Raw genomic sequence first — 15,753 nt, 5'->3', positions numbered from 1 at the left:
GCGTAACGCGCCCCGGCTCTTTTTGTAGGTCGGGTCAGGCGAAGCCGCCACCCGACACCGCTTTTAGGCTGCTTTTGCGACCACTTCCGCTTCCGGGCGCTTCAGCACCGCGTAAGACAGGCCTGCCACCAGCGTACCGGCAACAATCGCCAGCAGATAACCCAGCACCGGCGTAATGGCGCCAGGGATCAGCAGGACGAACAGACCGCCGTGCGGCGCCATCAGTTTCGCACCTACCGCCATGGAGATAGCTCCCGTCACCGCACCACCCACGATACAGCACGGCAGAACACGCATTGGATCGCGTGCCGCAAACGGAATTGCGCCTTCGGTGATGAAGCACAGGCCCAGCACCAGCGCCGCTTTACCGCCTTCCTGCTGCGCTTTATCGAACTTACGACGGGCGATGATTGTCGCCAGGCCAAGCGCCAGCGGTGGCACCATACCTGCCGCCATGATCGCCGCCATCGGCGCATAGGTCTGGGTACTTAGGAGGCCAACGCCAAACGCATATGCCGCTTTGTTTACCGGACCACCCATGTCGGTACACATCATACCGCCGAGGATTGCGCCCAGCAGCACCGCGTTCGCCGTCCCCATGGTTTGCAGCCAGTGGGTCAGACCTTCCAGAATGCCCGCGACCGGCTTACCAATCAGGTAAATCATCGCCAGACCGACCACCAGGCTGGAGATCAGCGGGATGATCAGGATAGGTTTCAGCGCCTCCATACTCTGCGGTAGCTTCAGCTTCGAGCTGATCAGCTTCGCCACATAACCGGCGAGGAAACCGGCAATGATACCGCCGATAAAGCCAGAACCGGTGCTCACGGCGAGCATACCGCCGATAAGACCTGGCGTCAGACCCGGACGGTCAGCAATGGAAAAGGCGATAAAGCCCGCCAGCACCGGCACCATCAGCGCAAACGCGGAGCCGCCGCCAATCTGCATCAACGCGGCCGCCAGTGTGCCCGGCTCTTTAAACGCCTCGATACCAAAGGCGAAGGAGAGCGCAATACACAGGCCGCCCGCCACCACCATCGGCAGCATGTAGGATACGCCGGTCAGCAGGTGACGATACGCACCCGCAGACTCTTTTTTTCCTTCAGTCGCAGTTTTAGCCGCACCGGTTGCCTGATACGGTTTGGCTTCCGCCAGCGCCTTATCAAACTCCTGCGCGGTCTTCTTCAGCGCCAGGCCGGTAGAAGTGCGGTACATCGGCTTGCCGGCAAACTTCGCCAGATCCACTTCGATATCCGCCGCCACAATCACCAGATCGGCTTCCGCCACCTCTTCAGGCGTGATGGCATTGCCCGCGCCAACAGAGCCGCGGGTTTCAACCTTCACCCACCAGCCACGTTTTTTCGCTTCGGTTTCAATGGCTTCAGCCGCCATAAAGGTGTGCGCTACACCTGTCGGGCAGGCCGTTACCGCAACAATGCGTTTCGGGCCAGTGGCTGCAACCGGCGCCGCCTCCACTGGTGCGCTGTAAACCGTAGCATGACCTTTTGCTTCGCTCAGAAACAGTTCAGGGTGTGCCACCGCGCGATTAATATCACCCAGCCACACTTTTTTGCCGTTCAGGGCGCTGTCCGCGGGGATTTTGTCGCCCAGAACAATCGCCATTTCAGCATCACCCGGGTTATCAATGATATCCAGGTGCGCTTTTTGTGCCGCCGCGCCCAGCAGGGTCTTCGCCATATAGGCACGAGCCTGTCCGAGACCGGAGTCAATGATCAGCAGCGTTTTCATTATTCCTCTCCTGCTGTTAGTTAAAAGGTTTTAAGTCAACGCGCGCCATCATCGCGGCTAACTGGGTACGATCGGTAATACCGACATTGCTCTGGCTCACGGCCAGGGCCGCAACGGCGGTAGCAAGACGTAAGGTATGTTCGCTGGATTCGCGCATCAGCAGACCGTAGATCAGACCGCCAACCATCGAATCCCCGGCACCTACGGTGCTGACCACCTCCATTGAAGGCGGTTTGGCAATCCATTCCCCGGAGGCGTTAACCCACAGGGCACCTTCTGCACCCAGCGAAATCACCACATGAGCGATACCCTGCTCGCGCAGCGCATGGGCAGCGTCAATCACATCCTTTAATTCTGGCAGCTTACGGCCCGCCCAGATCTCCAGTTCGCGGCGGTTAGGCTTAACCAGCCATGGCGAGGCTTTCAGACCGGCGACCAGCGCGTCGCGGCTGCTGTCGAAAATAATGCACGGGCACTGGCTGCGCAGGCGCGTCATCCAGTCGGTGAACGCTTCCGGGCTGACGCCGGACGGCAGACTGCCGCTGACGCACACCATGTCAAACTGGCCCAGCCAGCTCAGGGAATCGGCAACAAAGCGCTCCCAGTCAGCCGGGGTCACTTCGAAGCCGGAGAAGTTCAGATCGGTCACTTCACCGTCTTTCTCGGTCAGCTTAACGTTGATGCGGGTACGGCCCTGCACAACCTGAAAACGGTTAGCGATGCCCAGTTCACTGAACAACTGCTGAAAACCGTCCTGGTTGTCTTTACCGAGGAAACCGCCAACGGTGACGTCGATGCCGAGATCTTTCAGCACCTTCGCCACGTTAATCCCTTTCCCTGCGGCATGCAGGCCGGTCGTCCGCACCAGGTTAACTTCGCCACGCTCAATTTCCGGGCAGAAGCCCACCAGATCGTAAGCCGGGTTCAGCGTAATGGTCGCAACACGTCTGCTCATTATGCGCCCTCCCCCAGACCGGCCGCGATGGCGTCGCCAATCGCTTTCAGCGCCTGTTCAGCATCCGCACCCTGCGCGGTAAAGCGCAGACGATGGCCTTTCTTCACGCCCAGCGCGACAACTTTCATCAGGCTGCGCCCGTTGGCTGGTTTACCCGAACCGTCCAGATTGGTCACGGTGATCTCACTTGCAAATTGTTTAATGGTATTCACCAGCATGGTGCCCGGACGGGCATGCAGGCCGTGTTCGTTACGCACCACATACTCTGCGCTCAGCAGGTCATCCGTCAGCGCATCGTCGCTGGTCAGCAGGGCCAGCACCGTCGCCGCGTCTGCATTCAGCAGTTTTTCAGCTTTATTGTTCAGCAGCAGATCGCCCAGACGCTTCAGCACGGATACCGGCTGATCGTCCGCCATGGCAACCGTTACCAGCATGGCGGCGCGTTCGCCGTCTGTCTCAAAGGCAACCGCAGCACGGCTGACCGCGATAGCGCTACGCAGGTTGCCTTCAGCACTGTCGTTCAGCCAGATGCCCTGACCCAGGTTTAATGGCTTATCATTGATGGCGCGCGTCACAAAAGTGGTATCCGCCGCACCGACCTCTTTCAGGCGGGCCGCGTTCAGCGCCTGGAGCGTCAGCAAATCGGACGCGACGACGTCCAGCGTCAGAGTTTCATTATCCAGCTTCAGCGCTTCGCTCTGTTTTTCGCCCATCAGCAGGGCACGCAGCTCTTCAGCAGTGGTAGCGGATTTAAGCTGTTCCGCGACGGCATCATCACTCAGCACGTGCGTCAGCTGACGCAGCAGGCCCAGGTGTTCGTCACCGCTGGCCGCGATGCCAATCGCCACGTAAGCCACCTGACCCTCGCCCCACAGCACGCCCTGCGGGAACTGGAAGACCTGCACGCCGGTTTTCAGCACCTGATCGCGGGTGTCCGTGGTGCCGTGCGGAATTGCAATACCGTTACCGAGGAAGGTGGAGGTCTGCTGTTCACGCGCCAGCATGCCGTTGACGTAGCCGTCAGCCACGTTGCCAGCCTGCACGAGCGCAGCGGCGACCTGGCGAATAGCCTCTTCTTTATTCCCGGCCTGTTCGCCCGGGTGAATATCCTGAACAGATAACTGGAACATGATTCTCCTCTCCTGCTGAAATTGAATCGTTTCAGCTTAACTGAGAAAATAAGCGCTAGCCTGCTTCGTCAGGACATGCAAGATAGCGCTGAAACGTTTCAAGAAGTCTTGTCTTTTCTACAAAAGGTTGCAAGAAAAGTTACATTTCTTGTTGCAGAATTTAGAAGTGCAGCACATTTCTTTTTCAGTCGGGAGGTTTTTGCTGATGTTCAGCAAACAGGTTCAGCACGCTTCAGCGAAACGGCGATAAACTGAAATGCTATTTTGATTTATTGTGGCAATCTTGATTTTGCCCTCTGTTTATTTCATGACAGGCGGCGTAAACTCCGCCTCTCTCTGTTACTCGCAAAGACTGAACATGCATAACACCCCCGCTGCCGCCTCACCAAAGCCTTTTGATTTGACGTCAACGGCGTTTTTGATCGTTGCTTTCCTCACCGGTATTGCCGGTGCGTTACAAACGCCTACGCTGAGCCTGTTTCTGACCAACGAAGTCCACGCCCGCCCGGCGATGGTTGGCTTCTTCTTCACCGGGAGCGCCATCATCGGCATTTTCGTCAGCCAGTTTCTTGCCGGGCGTTCAGACCGCAAAGGCGATCGCAAAAGCCTGATCGTTTTTTGCTGCCTGCTCGGGGTGTTTGCCTGCCTGCTGTTTGCCTGGAACCGTAACTACTTCATTCTGCTGTTCGTGGGCGTCTTCCTGAGCAGTTTCGGCTCGACCGCCAACCCGCAGATGTTCGCCCTTGCCCGCGAGCATGCCGACCGCACCGGGCGGGAAGCGGTGATGTTCAGCTCGATACTGCGCGCGCAGGTGTCGCTGGCATGGGTGATTGGCCCCCCGCTCGCCTACGCGCTGGCGATGGGTTTTGGCTTTACGGTGATGTACCTCAGCGCAGCCGTGGCCTTCGTGGTATGCGGCGCAATGGTCTGGTTCTTCCTGCCCTCCATGCGCAAAGAGCCGAAAGTGGCGACCGGTACGCTGGAAGCTCCGCGACGCAACCGCCGCGACGCGCTGCTGTTATTCATTATCTGTACGCTGATGTGGGGCACCAACAGCCTCTATATCATTAATATGCCGCTATTTATTATTGATGAGCTGCATCTGCCGGAGAAGCTGGCCGGGATCATGATGGGAACCGCCGCGGGTCTTGAGATCCCCACCATGCTGATTGCGGGCTATTACGCGAAGCGCTTCGGCAAGCGCTTTTTGATGCGCGTCGCCGCCGTAGCCGGGCTGCTTTTTTATGTCGGTATGCTGACGGTTCATACGCCAGCTCTGCTTCTGGCTTTACAGCTGCTGAACGCCATTTACATCGGCATTCTGGCCGGTATCGGCATGCTCTACTTCCAGGATCTGATGCCGGGTCAGGCAGGCTCTGCCACCACCCTTTATACTAATACCACCCGCGTGGGCTGGATTATTGCAGGCTCACTGGCGGGCGTTGTGGCTGAAATCTGGAACTATCATACGGTGTTCTGGATTGCGCTGGTAATGTGCGTCCTGACGCTGAGCTGCCTGACGCGGATCAAAGATGTTTAAGGCGCGGTGAGCGCTTCCAGCTCAAGCAGATAAGTGATGGCCTGCTGGCGCGTACTGCCGCACATTTCAGCGGTTGGCTGAAGCCCGGAGCACACCTTCGGGCGCAGAGGCGAGCCAAAGATCATGCACAGGTTAGCGTCAGAGAGCTGAACGCAGCGGGTATTGGCAGGCTTGCCCTCCGGCATGCCTGGAATGGGGCTTGAGATGGACGGTGCGGTACAGCACGCGCCACAGTCGGAACGACAATCCATACATGCTCTCTGTTGGTGGCAAATGCCCGTGCAGTCGGGCATTGCGCGCACAGTAACACCTTTTATGTATTGATAGCAAAACCCACGAATTCCGCTTGCCTGAAAGGCCGCGCGCGAGTAATTTGGCGCGATATTTTTTACCTCCCGTAAACAGGATTACTGCAATGCCAAGAGCGAACGAAATTAAGAAAGGTATGGTACTGAATTACAACGGCAAACTGCTGATTGTGAAAGATATCGATATTCAGGCACCCAGCGCCCGTGGCGCAGCAACGCTGTACAAAATGCGTTTCTCCGATGTCCGCACCGGCCTGAAAGTGGAAGAACGTTTTAAAGGCGACGATATCGTTGATACCGTGACCCTGACCCGTCGCTACGTTGATTTCTCCTACATCGACGGCAACGAATACGTGTTCATGGATAAAGAAGATTACACCCCGTATATCTTCACCAAAGATCAGATCGAAGAAGAGCTGCTGTTTATTCCTGAAGGCGGAATGCCGGACATGCAGGTGCTGACCTGGGATGGCGTGCTGCTGGCGCTGGAGCTGCCGCAGACGGTTGATCTGGAAATTGTTGAAACGGCGCCGGGCATCAAAGGCGCGTCTGCAAGTGCGCGTAACAAACCGGCTACCCTGACTACCGGTCTGGTCGTACAGGTGCCAGAGTACCTGTCAGCGGGCGAGAAAATCCGTATCCATATCGAAGAAAAACGCTATATGGGTCGTGCTGACTGATTGCGGCGTTTGCCGGGTGGCGGCTGCGCCTTACCCGGCCTACAAAAACACAAAAACCGGCCTCAGAGCCGGTTTTTCGTAGGCCCGGTAAGCGTAGCGCCACCGGGCGATCAGGCTTAAAGAAGTTCAGGATACTTCGTCATTTTCAGCGCCAGCTCGATACCGCGCACTTCCGCCATCCCTTTCAGACGGCCAATCGCCGAATACCCTGGATTCGTTTTCTTGCGCAGATCGTCCAGCATCTGGTGCCCGTGATCCGGACGGAACGGGATAGGACGTACATCTCCCGCCTGCTTACGACGTACCTCTTCAGCGAGAATGGCATCCACCACCGCAACCATGTTCACGTCGCCGCCAAGATGGGCTGCTTCGTGGAAGGTTTTCGGGTTCTCTTCACGGCAGGTTGCACGCAGGTGGGTGAAATGAATGCGATCGCCGAAGGTTTCGATCATCCGCACCAGATCGTTATCCGCCCGCACCCCATACGAGCCCGTACACATGGTAAAGCCGTTGTAGATGCTGTCGACCGTCTCTTTCAGCCACTGCATATCTTCAATCGTAGACACGATACGCGGCAGGCCGAGGATAGGACGCGGTGGATCGTCCGGATGAACCGCCAGCCGCACGCCGACTTCTTCTGCCACCGGCACGATAGCGCGCAGGAAGTGCGCCATGTTTTCACGCAGCTGGTTTTTATCGATATCGCCATATTCCGCCAGGCGCGCGCGGAACTGATCGAGGGTATAGCCCTCTTCCGCCCCCGGCAGGCCCGCGATAATATTGCGAACCAGCTTCTCAATGTCCGCTTCACTGGCGGCATTGAACCACGCCAGCGCCTGCTGTTGCTCTTCGGCAGTGTAGTCTGCTTCCGCCCCCGGACGCTTCAGAATGTGCAGCTCGAAAGCCGCAAAAGCGATTTGATCGAAACGCAGCGCCTTCGAACCATCAGCCATTTCATATTCCAGGTCGGTACGCGTCCAGTCCAGAATCGGCATAAAGTTGTAGCAGACGGTATCAATACCACAGGCTGCCAGGTTGCGAATGCTCTGCTGATAATTCGCAATCCAGGTATCACACTCACCGGAGTGGGTTTTGATATCTTCGTGAACCGGAATACTTTCCACAACAGACCAGGTTAACCCCTTCTCTGCCAGCTGAGCCTGACGCTTTTGGATTTCCTCCACCGGCCACACCTGACCGTTCGGAATATGATGCAGCGCCGTGACCACACCCGTTGCGCCAGCCTGACGCACATCATCAAGAGAAACCGGATCGTTCGGCCCGTACCAACGCCAGGTTTGTTCCATTTCCCCACCCTCTCAAGTTGTTATACCAATATGTGTTACTTCAATGACGACTACCATACATGTTTAATCGAGGTGGTCAATACAGCGCGCGACATTGATTGATCAAACTCACATAACAGGGATATTTACGGCTTACCAATTTAATTTGTTGTCATATAACTTTACACTGACATTGTTAATTAATGGTTAATCAGGTGTGTATTACATGAAGACTATTGCCTCCACCGCGCTTCCTGCTCATGTCCAGCAGCCCCGCTACGATCGCGAGCAGTTACGCTCCCGCATCGTCCATTTCGGTTTTGGCGCGTTCCACCGGGCGCATCAGGCGTTGTTAACAAACCGGGTACTGAATGCCAGGGGAGGCGACTGGGGAATTTGTGAGATTAGCCTCTTTAGCGGCGATGTCCTCATGCGCCAGCTCCGGGCGCAGGATCATCTGTTTACCGTGCTGGAGAAAGGCGCCGAAGGCAATCAGCCCATTATTATCGGTGCGGTAAAAGAGTGCCTGAACGCCAAACTCGACTCGCTGGCAGCCATTATTGAGAAGTTCTGCGAACCGCAGGTGGCAATTGTCTCCCTCACCATTACCGAAAAAGGCTACTGCATCGATCCGGCGACGGGAAAACTGGATATGCAGAACAGCCGCATCCTGCACGATCTTGAGCACCCGTCTGAGCCGCATTCCGCGCCGGGTATTCTGGTCGAAGCGCTTCATCGCCGCCGCGAGCGCGGCCTGCCGGCGTTTACCGTGCTCTCCTGCGACAATATTCCCGACAACGGCCACGTGGTGAAGAATGCCGTTCTCGGCATGGCCGGAAAGCGTTCCGCAGAGCTGGCAGCATGGATCGAGGCGCACGTGAGCTTCCCTGGCACCATGGTCGACCGAATCGTGCCCGCCGCCACCGACGCCTCACTCGCGGAAATCACCCGGGAACTTGGCGTTGAAGATCCCTGCGCCATCAGCTGTGAACCGTTCATTCAGTGGGTAGTGGAAGATAACTTTGTCGCCGGACGTCCGGAGTGGGAGGTGGCAGGCGTACAGATGGTTGAGGATGTCCTGCCCTGGGAGCAGATGAAGCTGCGGATGCTGAACGGCAGCCACTCCTTCCTGGCGTATCTGGGCTACCTTGCCGGCTACGCGCACATAAATGAATGTATGCAGGACGACAGTTTCCGCGAGGCTGCCCGCAGGCTGATGCTGAATGAGCAGGCCCCTACGCTGCGCATCACCAACGTTGATCTGACAGCCTATGCTGACAGCCTGCTTGACCGCTTCGCCAACCCGGCCCTACAGCACCGCACATGGCAAATCGCCATGGACGGCAGCCAGAAGCTGCCTCAGCGCATGCTGGATGGGATCCGCGTGCATCTTGAGCGTCACACCGCCTGGCCATTACTGGCGCTGGGGGTGGCGGGCTGGATGCGCTACGTCAGCGGTACGGACGAACAGGGCAACGCCATTGACGTACGCGATCCGCTGAGCGACAAGTTTCAGGCCATTGTCGCTACCAGCAGCGACGCAGAACGCGTTAGCGCCCTGCTGACGTTAAATGAAATCTTTGGCGACGACCTGCCGCAAAACCCTGTCTTTGTCGAAGCAATCACCAGCGCGTACCAGCGCCTCGTCCGGCTCGGCGCGCGCCAGGCCGTTATCGAAACGTTAAAAATTTAGCGATTATTGCGTTTAAGGCGAACGGTTTTGTGCTCCGTTCGCCCTTCCTCTTCTCAATGCCCGATTTTTTCGTCAGGATGATAGATAGTTGTTACTACATCACAATTATTTATCGGAGCGCACGTGACCAAAACCAACCTGATCACCGGTTTTCTCGGCAGCGGTAAAACTACGTCCATTCTGCATTTGCTGGCCAATAAAGACCCGGCGGAAAAGTGGGCCGTGCTGGTCAACGAATTTGGCGAAGTGGGGATCGACGGCGCGTTGCTCGCTGACAGCGGCGCGATGGTGAAAGAGATCCCGGGCGGGTGTATGTGCTGCGTGAATGGTCTGCCGATGCAGGTAGGGCTGAATACGCTGCTGCGTCAGGGCAAGCCGGACCGGTTGCTGATTGAGCCTACCGGGCTGGGTCATCCTAAGCAAATCCTTGATTTACTGACCGCCCCGGTATACGAGCCGTGGCTTGAGCTGCGTGCGACGCTTTGCCTGCTCGACCCCCGCCAGCTGCTGGATGAAAAAGCAATCAATAACGACAATTTCCGCGACCAGCTCGCCTCGGCAGATATTATCGTGGCGAATAAATCCGATCGCGCGACGGCTGAGAGTCAGGCCGCGTTTGAGTCCTGGTGGCAGAAGGCTGGCGGTGGACGTCAGTATGTGCAGACCACCCAGGGCAACATTGATGGCGCCCTGCTCGACCTTCCCCGCCTCAACCAGACGCAACTGCCTGCCAGCGCAGAGCATTCGCATAGCCACGGCGCGAAGCAAGGTCTGGCTGCACTGAGCCTGCCGGAGCATCAGCGCTGGCGTCGCAACCTGAACAGCGGTCAGGGGCACCAGGCCTGCGGGTGGATCTTCGATGCCGATACGGTTTTCGACACCATTGGTATCCTGGAGTGGGCGAGACTAGCGCCGGTTGAGCGGGTAAAAGGGATCATGCGCACCCCGGATGGCCTGGTGCGCATTAACCGTCAGGGCGAGGATTTCTTTATTGAAACCCAGAACGTTGCGCCACCCGACAGCCGGATAGAGTTAATTAGTGCGGTTAATACCGACTGGAATGCCCTCCAGTCAAGCCTGTTGAAGCTTCGTTTAAGTTTGGGCGGCTAACGTTGCCCCTGATTTCACACATTGCTGAAGACTATGACGACTCGACTTCCTGCTATTTTATTGCTCAACGCTGCCGGTCTGGCGATCTTTTTCTCCTGGTATATCCCGGCGGATCACGGTTTCTGGTTCCCGCTGGATTCCGGGCTGTTCCACTTCTTTAACCAGGCTCTGGCGAAGAGTGAGGCCTTCCTGTGGCTGGTGGCGATCACCAATAACCGCGCGTTTGACGGCTGTTCGCTGCTGGCAATGGGCTGTCTGATGCTCTCTTTCTGGCTGAAGGAAGACAAAACGGGTCGTCGCCGTATTCTGATTATCGGTCTGGTGATGCTGCTGGCTGCGGTGATTATCAACCAGCTGGCGCAGCATCTGATGCCGGTTAAACGCGCCAGTCCGTCGCTCTCTTTCCCGAATATTAACCGCGTCAGCGAGCTGCTTCATATTCCAACCAAAGACGCCTCGAAGGACAGTTTCCCGGGCGACCACGGTATGATGCTGCTGATTTTCGCAGGCTTCATGCTGCGCTATTTTGGTAAAAAAGCCTTCGCCATCGCCCTGGTTATTGTGGTGGTATTTGCATTCCCGCGGGTGATGATTGGCGCGCACTGGCTGACAGATATCGCCGTAGGCTCCCTCACGGCGGTGTTAATTGGTTTACCGTGGGTGCTGATGACCCCCCTGAGCGATCGCATAATAGACATTTTTGATCGCTATCTTCCCGGCAAATTTAAACAAGCTGGAAACAAATAAATAACGAAAATTAACACCATTCATCAGGGATCGTTTTCGATCCCTGAGTCACTTCTTTCCGGCGTCATTCAACGCTGTCATCATCCCGTCATACTATTCGTGATAAAAATGAAGCAATTGCAGGGATTACCGGTATGAATGGCGGCATTTTGAGCAATTCCGCGCTGTAACTTTGTGTATCACATTTTCTTATAAAAAAACGGACTTTTTTGCTCGCAATACCCCGTGCAATCGGTTAACCTCGAACTCGTTTTGCCCCACTGAGATAATTATTATCATGGTGAATAATTTTGTGCGTTGAGCCACAGTTTTCACCATAAAGAATTGTCTCATTGTGAACAGATAATTAGTCTCGTCACGGTTGGCATTTTTATAACGATATTTTCGTTAAGGACTTCAAGGGAAAACAAACAAAATGGTCAAATCTCAACCAATCTTGAGATATATCTTGCGGGGGATCCCGGCGATTGCAGTGGCGGTTCTGCTTTCGGCATGTAGTACAACGAACACCGCGAAGAATATGCATCCTGAGACGCGTGTTGTGGGAATGGAAGATTCCTCTTCACTGCAAGCCTCTCAGGATGAATTTGAAAATATGGTACGTAATCTCGACGTTAAGTCGCGTATTATGGATCAGTATGCTGACTGGAAAGGCGTGCGTTACCGTCTGGGCGGCAGCACCAAGAAAGGCATTGATTGTTCCGCGTTCGTACAGCGTACGTTCCGTGAGCAGTTTGGGTTAGACCTTCCGCGTTCTACTTATGAACAGCAGGAAATGGGCAAATCCATTTCGCGCACTAAACTGCGCACGGGCGATTTAGTCCTGTTCAGAGCGGGTTCAACCGGTCGACACGTTGGCATCTATATCGGTAACGATCAGTTTGTCCATGCTTCCACCAGCAGTGGTGTGACGATTTCCAGCATGAACGAACCTTACTGGAAGAAGCGCTACAACGAAGCTCGCCGCGTTCTGAGCCGTAGTTAATATTGCTGTCGTATCGTTGGTTATCCCTTGGCTGGCGATACGATAAAAAAAGCACTGCTCCGGCAGTGTTTTTTTTTGCCCGTTACACTGATAGCTATCCAGCGGCATTTCAGGAATCACGACATCTATGTTTACCCGCTACTTCTCCAGCAACCGCAAGATACTGTTTATCAGTTTCCTTACGGGGTTATTCACTGCCCTGCTTCTGGGAGCATTACAGTTTTACTGGAGTTACCACAAGCGAGACGTCAGATTCGATACCCTTGTTACCGATTTAAGCGTCTATATGGAGAGCTATTTCGATGAGCTCAAAATGTCGATTGATACGCTCCAGCCACTCACGCTGAACAGCTGCGAGGAAGTGAGTGCCGCCCTGACCTCCCGGGCGGCCTTTAGCATCAACGTGCGCGCCTTTTTGCTGGTCAGGGATAAATACGCCTACTGCTCTTCCGCCACCGGCCCGATGAATGTCCCCCTGCAAGCGCTTATTCCTGAACTGCACATCAATAAACAGGTTGATATGGCGCTCCTGCCGGGCACCCCCATGATGCCGGACAAGCCCGCGATTGCCATCTGGTATCGCAACCCACTGGTGAAAGACGGCGGTGTGTTTACCTCCGTAAATCTCAACCTGACCCCGTACCTTCTCTACACCTCAAGACAGGATGAGTTTGCCGGTATTTCCATCATTATTGGCGATTATGCGTTATCAACCCATTCCGGAACGCTGGTCCCTGCGCGTGATTTGCCTGATATCCCGGTCCGTACCGCCACGCTGAAAAATGTACCTCTGACCATCCATGTTTATGCGGAAGCCTGGACGACCGATGAAGTGCTGTACGCCCTGTTTTTCGGCCTGGTCTGCGGGATCGCGGCGGGCCTGTTAAATTTCTATATTCTTACTATCCGTCTTAATCCGGGGAAAGAGATCCTCACGGCCATCAAGCGCGACCAGTTTTACGTGGTCTATCAACCCGTCGTGGATGCGCAGTCGCTCAAAATGACCGGGCTGGAAGTCCTGATGCGCTGGAAGCATCCGGTGATGGGAGAAATTCCACCGGATGCCTTTATTAATTTCGCTGAAGCGCAGAAGCTGATTGTCCCGCTGACGCTGCATCTTTTTGACCTGATTATCCGCGATGCCCCTGTCCTGCAAACGGTGCTCCCGCCTGGGGCCAAGTTTGGGATCAACATCGCGCCCGGGCATCTGCATGCGGAAAGCTTTAAAGAGGATATGCGCGCGTTTGCCACCGCCCTTCCGCCCGATCACTTCCAGATTGTGCTGGAAATAACCGAGCGCGACATGATCAACCACCGCGAGGCTAACCAGCTGTTCGAATGGCTGCACGAAGAAGGTTTTGAAATCGCCATCGATGATTTTGGCACCGGCCACAGCGCGCTGATCTATCTGGAACGCTTCACGATGGATTACCTGAAAATTGACCGTGGCTTCGTGAATGCCATCGGGACTGAAACCGTCACCTCGCCAGTGCTTGACGCGGTGCTGACGCTGGCAGAACGTCTGAATATGATAACCGTCGCCGAGGGTGTTGAAACGCCGGAGCAGGCGGCGTGGCTACGCGAGCATGGCGTGAACTATCTTCAGGGCTACTGGATTGGCCGCCCGATGCCGCTGGAGCAGTTCAGGACGTGGCAACCCGACATCACGCTCGGGGAATAATTTCACAATCACGGCGCTGTCCCTTATTATTCTGTTCAACCGAGCCTGCCTGTGAACAAAGGGATCCGCCGCACTATGATTATGCGCGTTGTGTTGACGCTGTTGGCGCTGGTGAGCCTGTCGAGCCAGGCGCAGACCATCAAAGAGAGCACGGCCTTTGCCGTCATTGGCGAGCCGAAGTACGCGGTTAACTTTAACCACTACGATTACGTTAACCCCGCCGCCCCGAAAGGCGGAAACGTGACGCTTTCCGCCACGGGAACGTTTGACAACTTTAACCGCTTTGCCCTGCGCGGCGTAGCGGCAGCGCGTACCGAATCCCTCTATGACACGCTGTTCGTCACCTCCGACGACGAGCCCGGCAGCTATTATCCCCTGGTCGCGGAGAACGTGCGTTACGCCGATGATTTCAGCTGGGCAGAAATCGCGATTAATCCGCGGGCGCGTTTTCACGACGGTACGCCGGTTAGCGCCCGTGACGTGGCGTTCACCTTTCATAAATTTATGACCGAAGGCGTGCCGCAGTTTCGTCTGGTGTACAAGGGCACCACGGTGAAAGCCATCGCCCCGCTGACCGTGCGAATCGAACTCCCTGAGCCGAACAAAGAGAATATGCTGAGCCTGTTCTCCCTGCCCGTCATGCCCGAATCCTTCTGGAAAAATCATAAGCTGAGCGATCCCCTCTCTACCCCGCCGCTGGCCGGAGGGCCGTATCGCATTACCGACTGGCGAATGGGCCAGTACGTGATCTATTCCCGGGTGAAAGATTACTGGGCAGCCACGCTGCCGGTAAACCGGGGCCGCTGGAACTTCGATACAATCCGCTACGACTACTACCTGGATGATAACGTGGCCTTCGAGGCGTTTAAGGCAGGCGCGTTTGATTTACGTGTCGAGAACAGCGCCAAAAACTGGGCGACCCGGTATATCGGAAAAAATTTCGCGAAAGGCTATATCGTTAAAGACGAACACAAAAACGAATCCGCGCAGGACACGCGCTGGCTGGCGTTTAATATTCAGCGCCCGGTTTTTTCCGATCGTCGGGTGCGTGAAGCCATTACCCTGGCGTTTGATTTCGAATGGATGAACAAGGCGCTGTTTTACGGAGCCTACAGCCGGGCGAACAGCTATTTCCAGAATACTGAGTATGCCGCCCGTGATTATCCCCACGCGGACGAGCTGGTTTTGCTGGCGCCAATGAAAGCGGAGCTTCCACCGGAGGTATTCACCCGCGTATTTGAACCGCCCAAATCCGACGGAAACGGGTTCGACCGGGACAACCTGCTGAAAGCCAGCAAACTGCTGGATGACGCTGGCTGGGTGCTGAAAAATCGGCAACGGGTGAATGCGCAAACCGGCAAACCGCTCAGCTTCGAACTGCTGATTGCCTCCGGCGCAAACGATCAGTGGGTGCTGCCGTTTAAGAAGAACCTTGCCCGGCTTGGCGTTACCATGAATATCCGCCAGGTCGATATGGCCCAGTTAACCAACCGCAAGCGCAGTCGCGATTACGACATGATGCAGACCCTGTGGGCCGCGCAGCCGTGGCCGAGTTCAGATCTGCAAATCTCCTGGGCATCGGGGTATATCGACTCCTCCTACAACGCCCCGGGCGTAAAGAGCCCGGTGGTTGATGCGCTGATTGCAAAAATTGTCGCCGCTCAGGGCGATAAGAACAAGCTTCTGCCGCTTGGCCGCGCGCTCGATCGGGTATTAACCTGGAACTATTACATGCTGCCGATGTGGTATATGGGCGAAGATCGCGTGGCCCGCTGGGATAAATTCTCCCTGCCTGCCGTTCGCCCGGTCTACACCCTCGGCTTTGACACCTGGTGGTATGACGTGAATAAAGCCGCAAAATTGCCCGCAGAGCGGCGTTAAGGAGTGAT

Annotated in this window: 14 protein-coding genes; 9 read left to right on the top strand and 5 right to left on the bottom strand. The window is 55.8% G+C overall.

The features are described from left to right. Positions 1-63: 63 nt before the first annotated feature. Genes fruA through fruB form a run of 3 tightly spaced genes read right to left on the bottom strand, consistent with a single transcriptional unit; the run spans position 64 to position 3,834 of the window. Entirely contained in the window at positions 64-1,749 is a 1,686-nt protein-coding gene (gene fruA / locus ACNQ0W_RS11820; RefSeq protein ID WP_062932764.1) for a PTS fructose transporter subunit IIBC, read from the bottom strand. A gap of 16 nt (positions 1,750-1,765) precedes the next feature. After that, positions 1,766-2,704 (bottom strand): 1-phosphofructokinase, encoded by a 939-nt coding sequence (gene fruK, locus ACNQ0W_RS11815; RefSeq protein WP_006811313.1) that lies wholly within the window; start codon positions 2,702-2,704, stop codon positions 1,766-1,768. Further along, positions 2,704-3,834 (bottom strand): fused PTS fructose transporter subunit IIA/HPr protein, encoded by a 1,131-nt coding sequence (gene fruB / locus ACNQ0W_RS11810; protein WP_017693041.1) that lies wholly within the window; start codon positions 3,832-3,834, stop codon positions 2,704-2,706. Before fruB ends, fruK begins: the two co-directional genes overlap by 1 nt. A gap of 75 nt (positions 3,835-3,909) precedes the next feature. Here fruB and ACNQ0W_RS11805 point away from each other — a divergent pair, with 75 nt between their 5' ends. Next, positions 3,910-4,089 (top strand): hypothetical protein, encoded by a 180-nt coding sequence (locus tag ACNQ0W_RS11805; protein ID WP_139152746.1) that lies wholly within the window; start codon positions 3,910-3,912, stop codon positions 4,087-4,089. Between the two features lie 103 nt (positions 4,090-4,192). Continuing rightward, positions 4,193-5,374, top strand: a complete 1,182-nt coding sequence (gene setB, locus ACNQ0W_RS11800; RefSeq protein ID WP_015572310.1) for a sugar efflux transporter SetB — start codon at positions 4,193-4,195, stop codon at positions 5,372-5,374. On the opposite strand, the gene ACNQ0W_RS11795 is transcribed toward setB, so the two are convergent. After that, positions 5,371-5,625, bottom strand: a complete 255-nt coding sequence (locus tag ACNQ0W_RS11795) for a YkgJ family cysteine cluster protein (protein WP_017693039.1) — start codon at positions 5,623-5,625, stop codon at positions 5,371-5,373. The two genes, setB and ACNQ0W_RS11795, sit on opposite strands and share 4 nt — an antisense overlap. Before the next feature lie 164 nt (positions 5,626-5,789). Between ACNQ0W_RS11795 and yeiP the strand changes: the two genes are divergently transcribed. Then, on the top strand, positions 5,790-6,362 hold the full coding sequence (gene yeiP, locus ACNQ0W_RS11790) for an elongation factor P-like protein YeiP (protein WP_003859355.1): 573 nt from the start codon (positions 5,790-5,792) through the stop codon (positions 6,360-6,362). A 116-nt stretch (positions 6,363-6,478) separates the two neighbouring features. On the opposite strand, the gene uxuA is transcribed toward yeiP, so the two are convergent. Next, positions 6,479-7,669, bottom strand: a complete 1,191-nt coding sequence (gene uxuA / locus ACNQ0W_RS11785) for a mannonate dehydratase (protein ID WP_062932763.1) — start codon at positions 7,667-7,669, stop codon at positions 6,479-6,481. Between the two features lie 205 nt (positions 7,670-7,874). On the opposite strand from uxuA, the gene ACNQ0W_RS11780 reads away from it, so the two are divergent. The 6 genes from ACNQ0W_RS11780 to ACNQ0W_RS11755 all read left to right on the top strand — a co-directional run bounded on the left by ACNQ0W_RS11780 (position 7,875) and on the right by ACNQ0W_RS11755 (position 15,745). Beyond that, the gene (locus ACNQ0W_RS11780) at positions 7,875-9,341 is read left to right on the top strand and encodes a mannitol dehydrogenase family protein (protein WP_062932762.1); all 1,467 of its coding nucleotides are present in this window, start codon (positions 7,875-7,877) and stop codon (positions 9,339-9,341) included. Between the two features lie 123 nt (positions 9,342-9,464). Beyond that, complete coding sequence (locus ACNQ0W_RS11775; RefSeq protein ID WP_062932761.1) at positions 9,465-10,451, top strand: CobW family GTP-binding protein; 987 nt, start codon at positions 9,465-9,467, stop codon at positions 10,449-10,451. Positions 10,452-10,484: 33 nt separating this feature from the next. Continuing rightward, positions 10,485-11,198 (top strand): phosphatase PAP2 family protein, encoded by a 714-nt coding sequence (locus ACNQ0W_RS11770; RefSeq protein WP_062932760.1) that lies wholly within the window; start codon positions 10,485-10,487, stop codon positions 11,196-11,198. A gap of 415 nt (positions 11,199-11,613) precedes the next feature. Next, positions 11,614-12,183 carry a bifunctional murein DD-endopeptidase/murein LD-carboxypeptidase gene (gene mepS, locus ACNQ0W_RS11765; RefSeq protein WP_003859364.1) on the top strand — a complete coding sequence of 190 codons (570 nt, stop codon included), beginning with the start codon at positions 11,614-11,616 and terminating at the stop codon, positions 12,181-12,183. A 127-nt stretch (positions 12,184-12,310) separates the two neighbouring features. Continuing rightward, the gene (locus tag ACNQ0W_RS11760; RefSeq protein ID WP_417933198.1) at positions 12,311-13,864 is read left to right on the top strand and encodes a cyclic di-GMP phosphodiesterase; all 1,554 of its coding nucleotides are present in this window, start codon (positions 12,311-12,313) and stop codon (positions 13,862-13,864) included. 75 nt (positions 13,865-13,939) lie between these two features. Then, entirely contained in the window at positions 13,940-15,745 is a 1,806-nt protein-coding gene (locus tag ACNQ0W_RS11755; protein WP_062932758.1) for an extracellular solute-binding protein, read from the top strand. The last annotated feature ends 8 nt before the right edge of the window (positions 15,746-15,753 follow it).

It is taken from the genome of Enterobacter cloacae complex sp. 6730903, from assembly GCF_048283985.1.
Taxonomy (GTDB): Bacteria; Pseudomonadota; Gammaproteobacteria; order Enterobacterales; family Enterobacteriaceae; genus Enterobacter; species Enterobacter hormaechei_C.
The sequence above is the reverse complement of the archived record's forward strand: the minus strand, read 5'-3'. Positions and strand labels throughout refer to the sequence as shown.

Coding starts and splice junctions, on each gene's coding strand:
- ACNQ0W_RS11755 (WP_062932758.1), top strand. CDS start 13,940: ATGATTATGCGCGTTGTGTTGACGCTGTTGGCGCTGGTGAGCCTGTCG.
- ACNQ0W_RS11770 (WP_062932760.1), top strand. CDS start 10,485: ATGACGACTCGACTTCCTGCTATTTTATTGCTCAACGCTGCCGGTCTG.
- fruB (WP_017693041.1), bottom strand. CDS start 3,834: ATGTTCCAGTTATCTGTTCAGGATATTCACCCGGGCGAACAGGCCGGG.
- ACNQ0W_RS11780 (WP_062932762.1), top strand. CDS start 7,875: ATGAAGACTATTGCCTCCACCGCGCTTCCTGCTCATGTCCAGCAGCCC.
- setB (WP_015572310.1), top strand. CDS start 4,193: ATGCATAACACCCCCGCTGCCGCCTCACCAAAGCCTTTTGATTTGACG.
- fruA (WP_062932764.1), bottom strand. CDS start 1,749: ATGAAAACGCTGCTGATCATTGACTCCGGTCTCGGACAGGCTCGTGCC.
- yeiP (WP_003859355.1), top strand. CDS start 5,790: ATGCCAAGAGCGAACGAAATTAAGAAAGGTATGGTACTGAATTACAAC.
- uxuA (WP_062932763.1), bottom strand. CDS start 7,669: ATGGAACAAACCTGGCGTTGGTACGGGCCGAACGATCCGGTTTCTCTT.
- ACNQ0W_RS11795 (WP_017693039.1), bottom strand. CDS start 5,625: ATGGATTGTCGTTCCGACTGTGGCGCGTGCTGTACCGCACCGTCCATC.
- mepS (WP_003859364.1), top strand. CDS start 11,614: ATGGTCAAATCTCAACCAATCTTGAGATATATCTTGCGGGGGATCCCG.
- ACNQ0W_RS11760 (WP_417933198.1), top strand. CDS start 12,311: ATGTTTACCCGCTACTTCTCCAGCAACCGCAAGATACTGTTTATCAGT.
- ACNQ0W_RS11805 (WP_139152746.1), top strand. CDS start 3,910: ATGCAAGATAGCGCTGAAACGTTTCAAGAAGTCTTGTCTTTTCTACAA.
- fruK (WP_006811313.1), bottom strand. CDS start 2,704: ATGAGCAGACGTGTTGCGACCATTACGCTGAACCCGGCTTACGATCTG.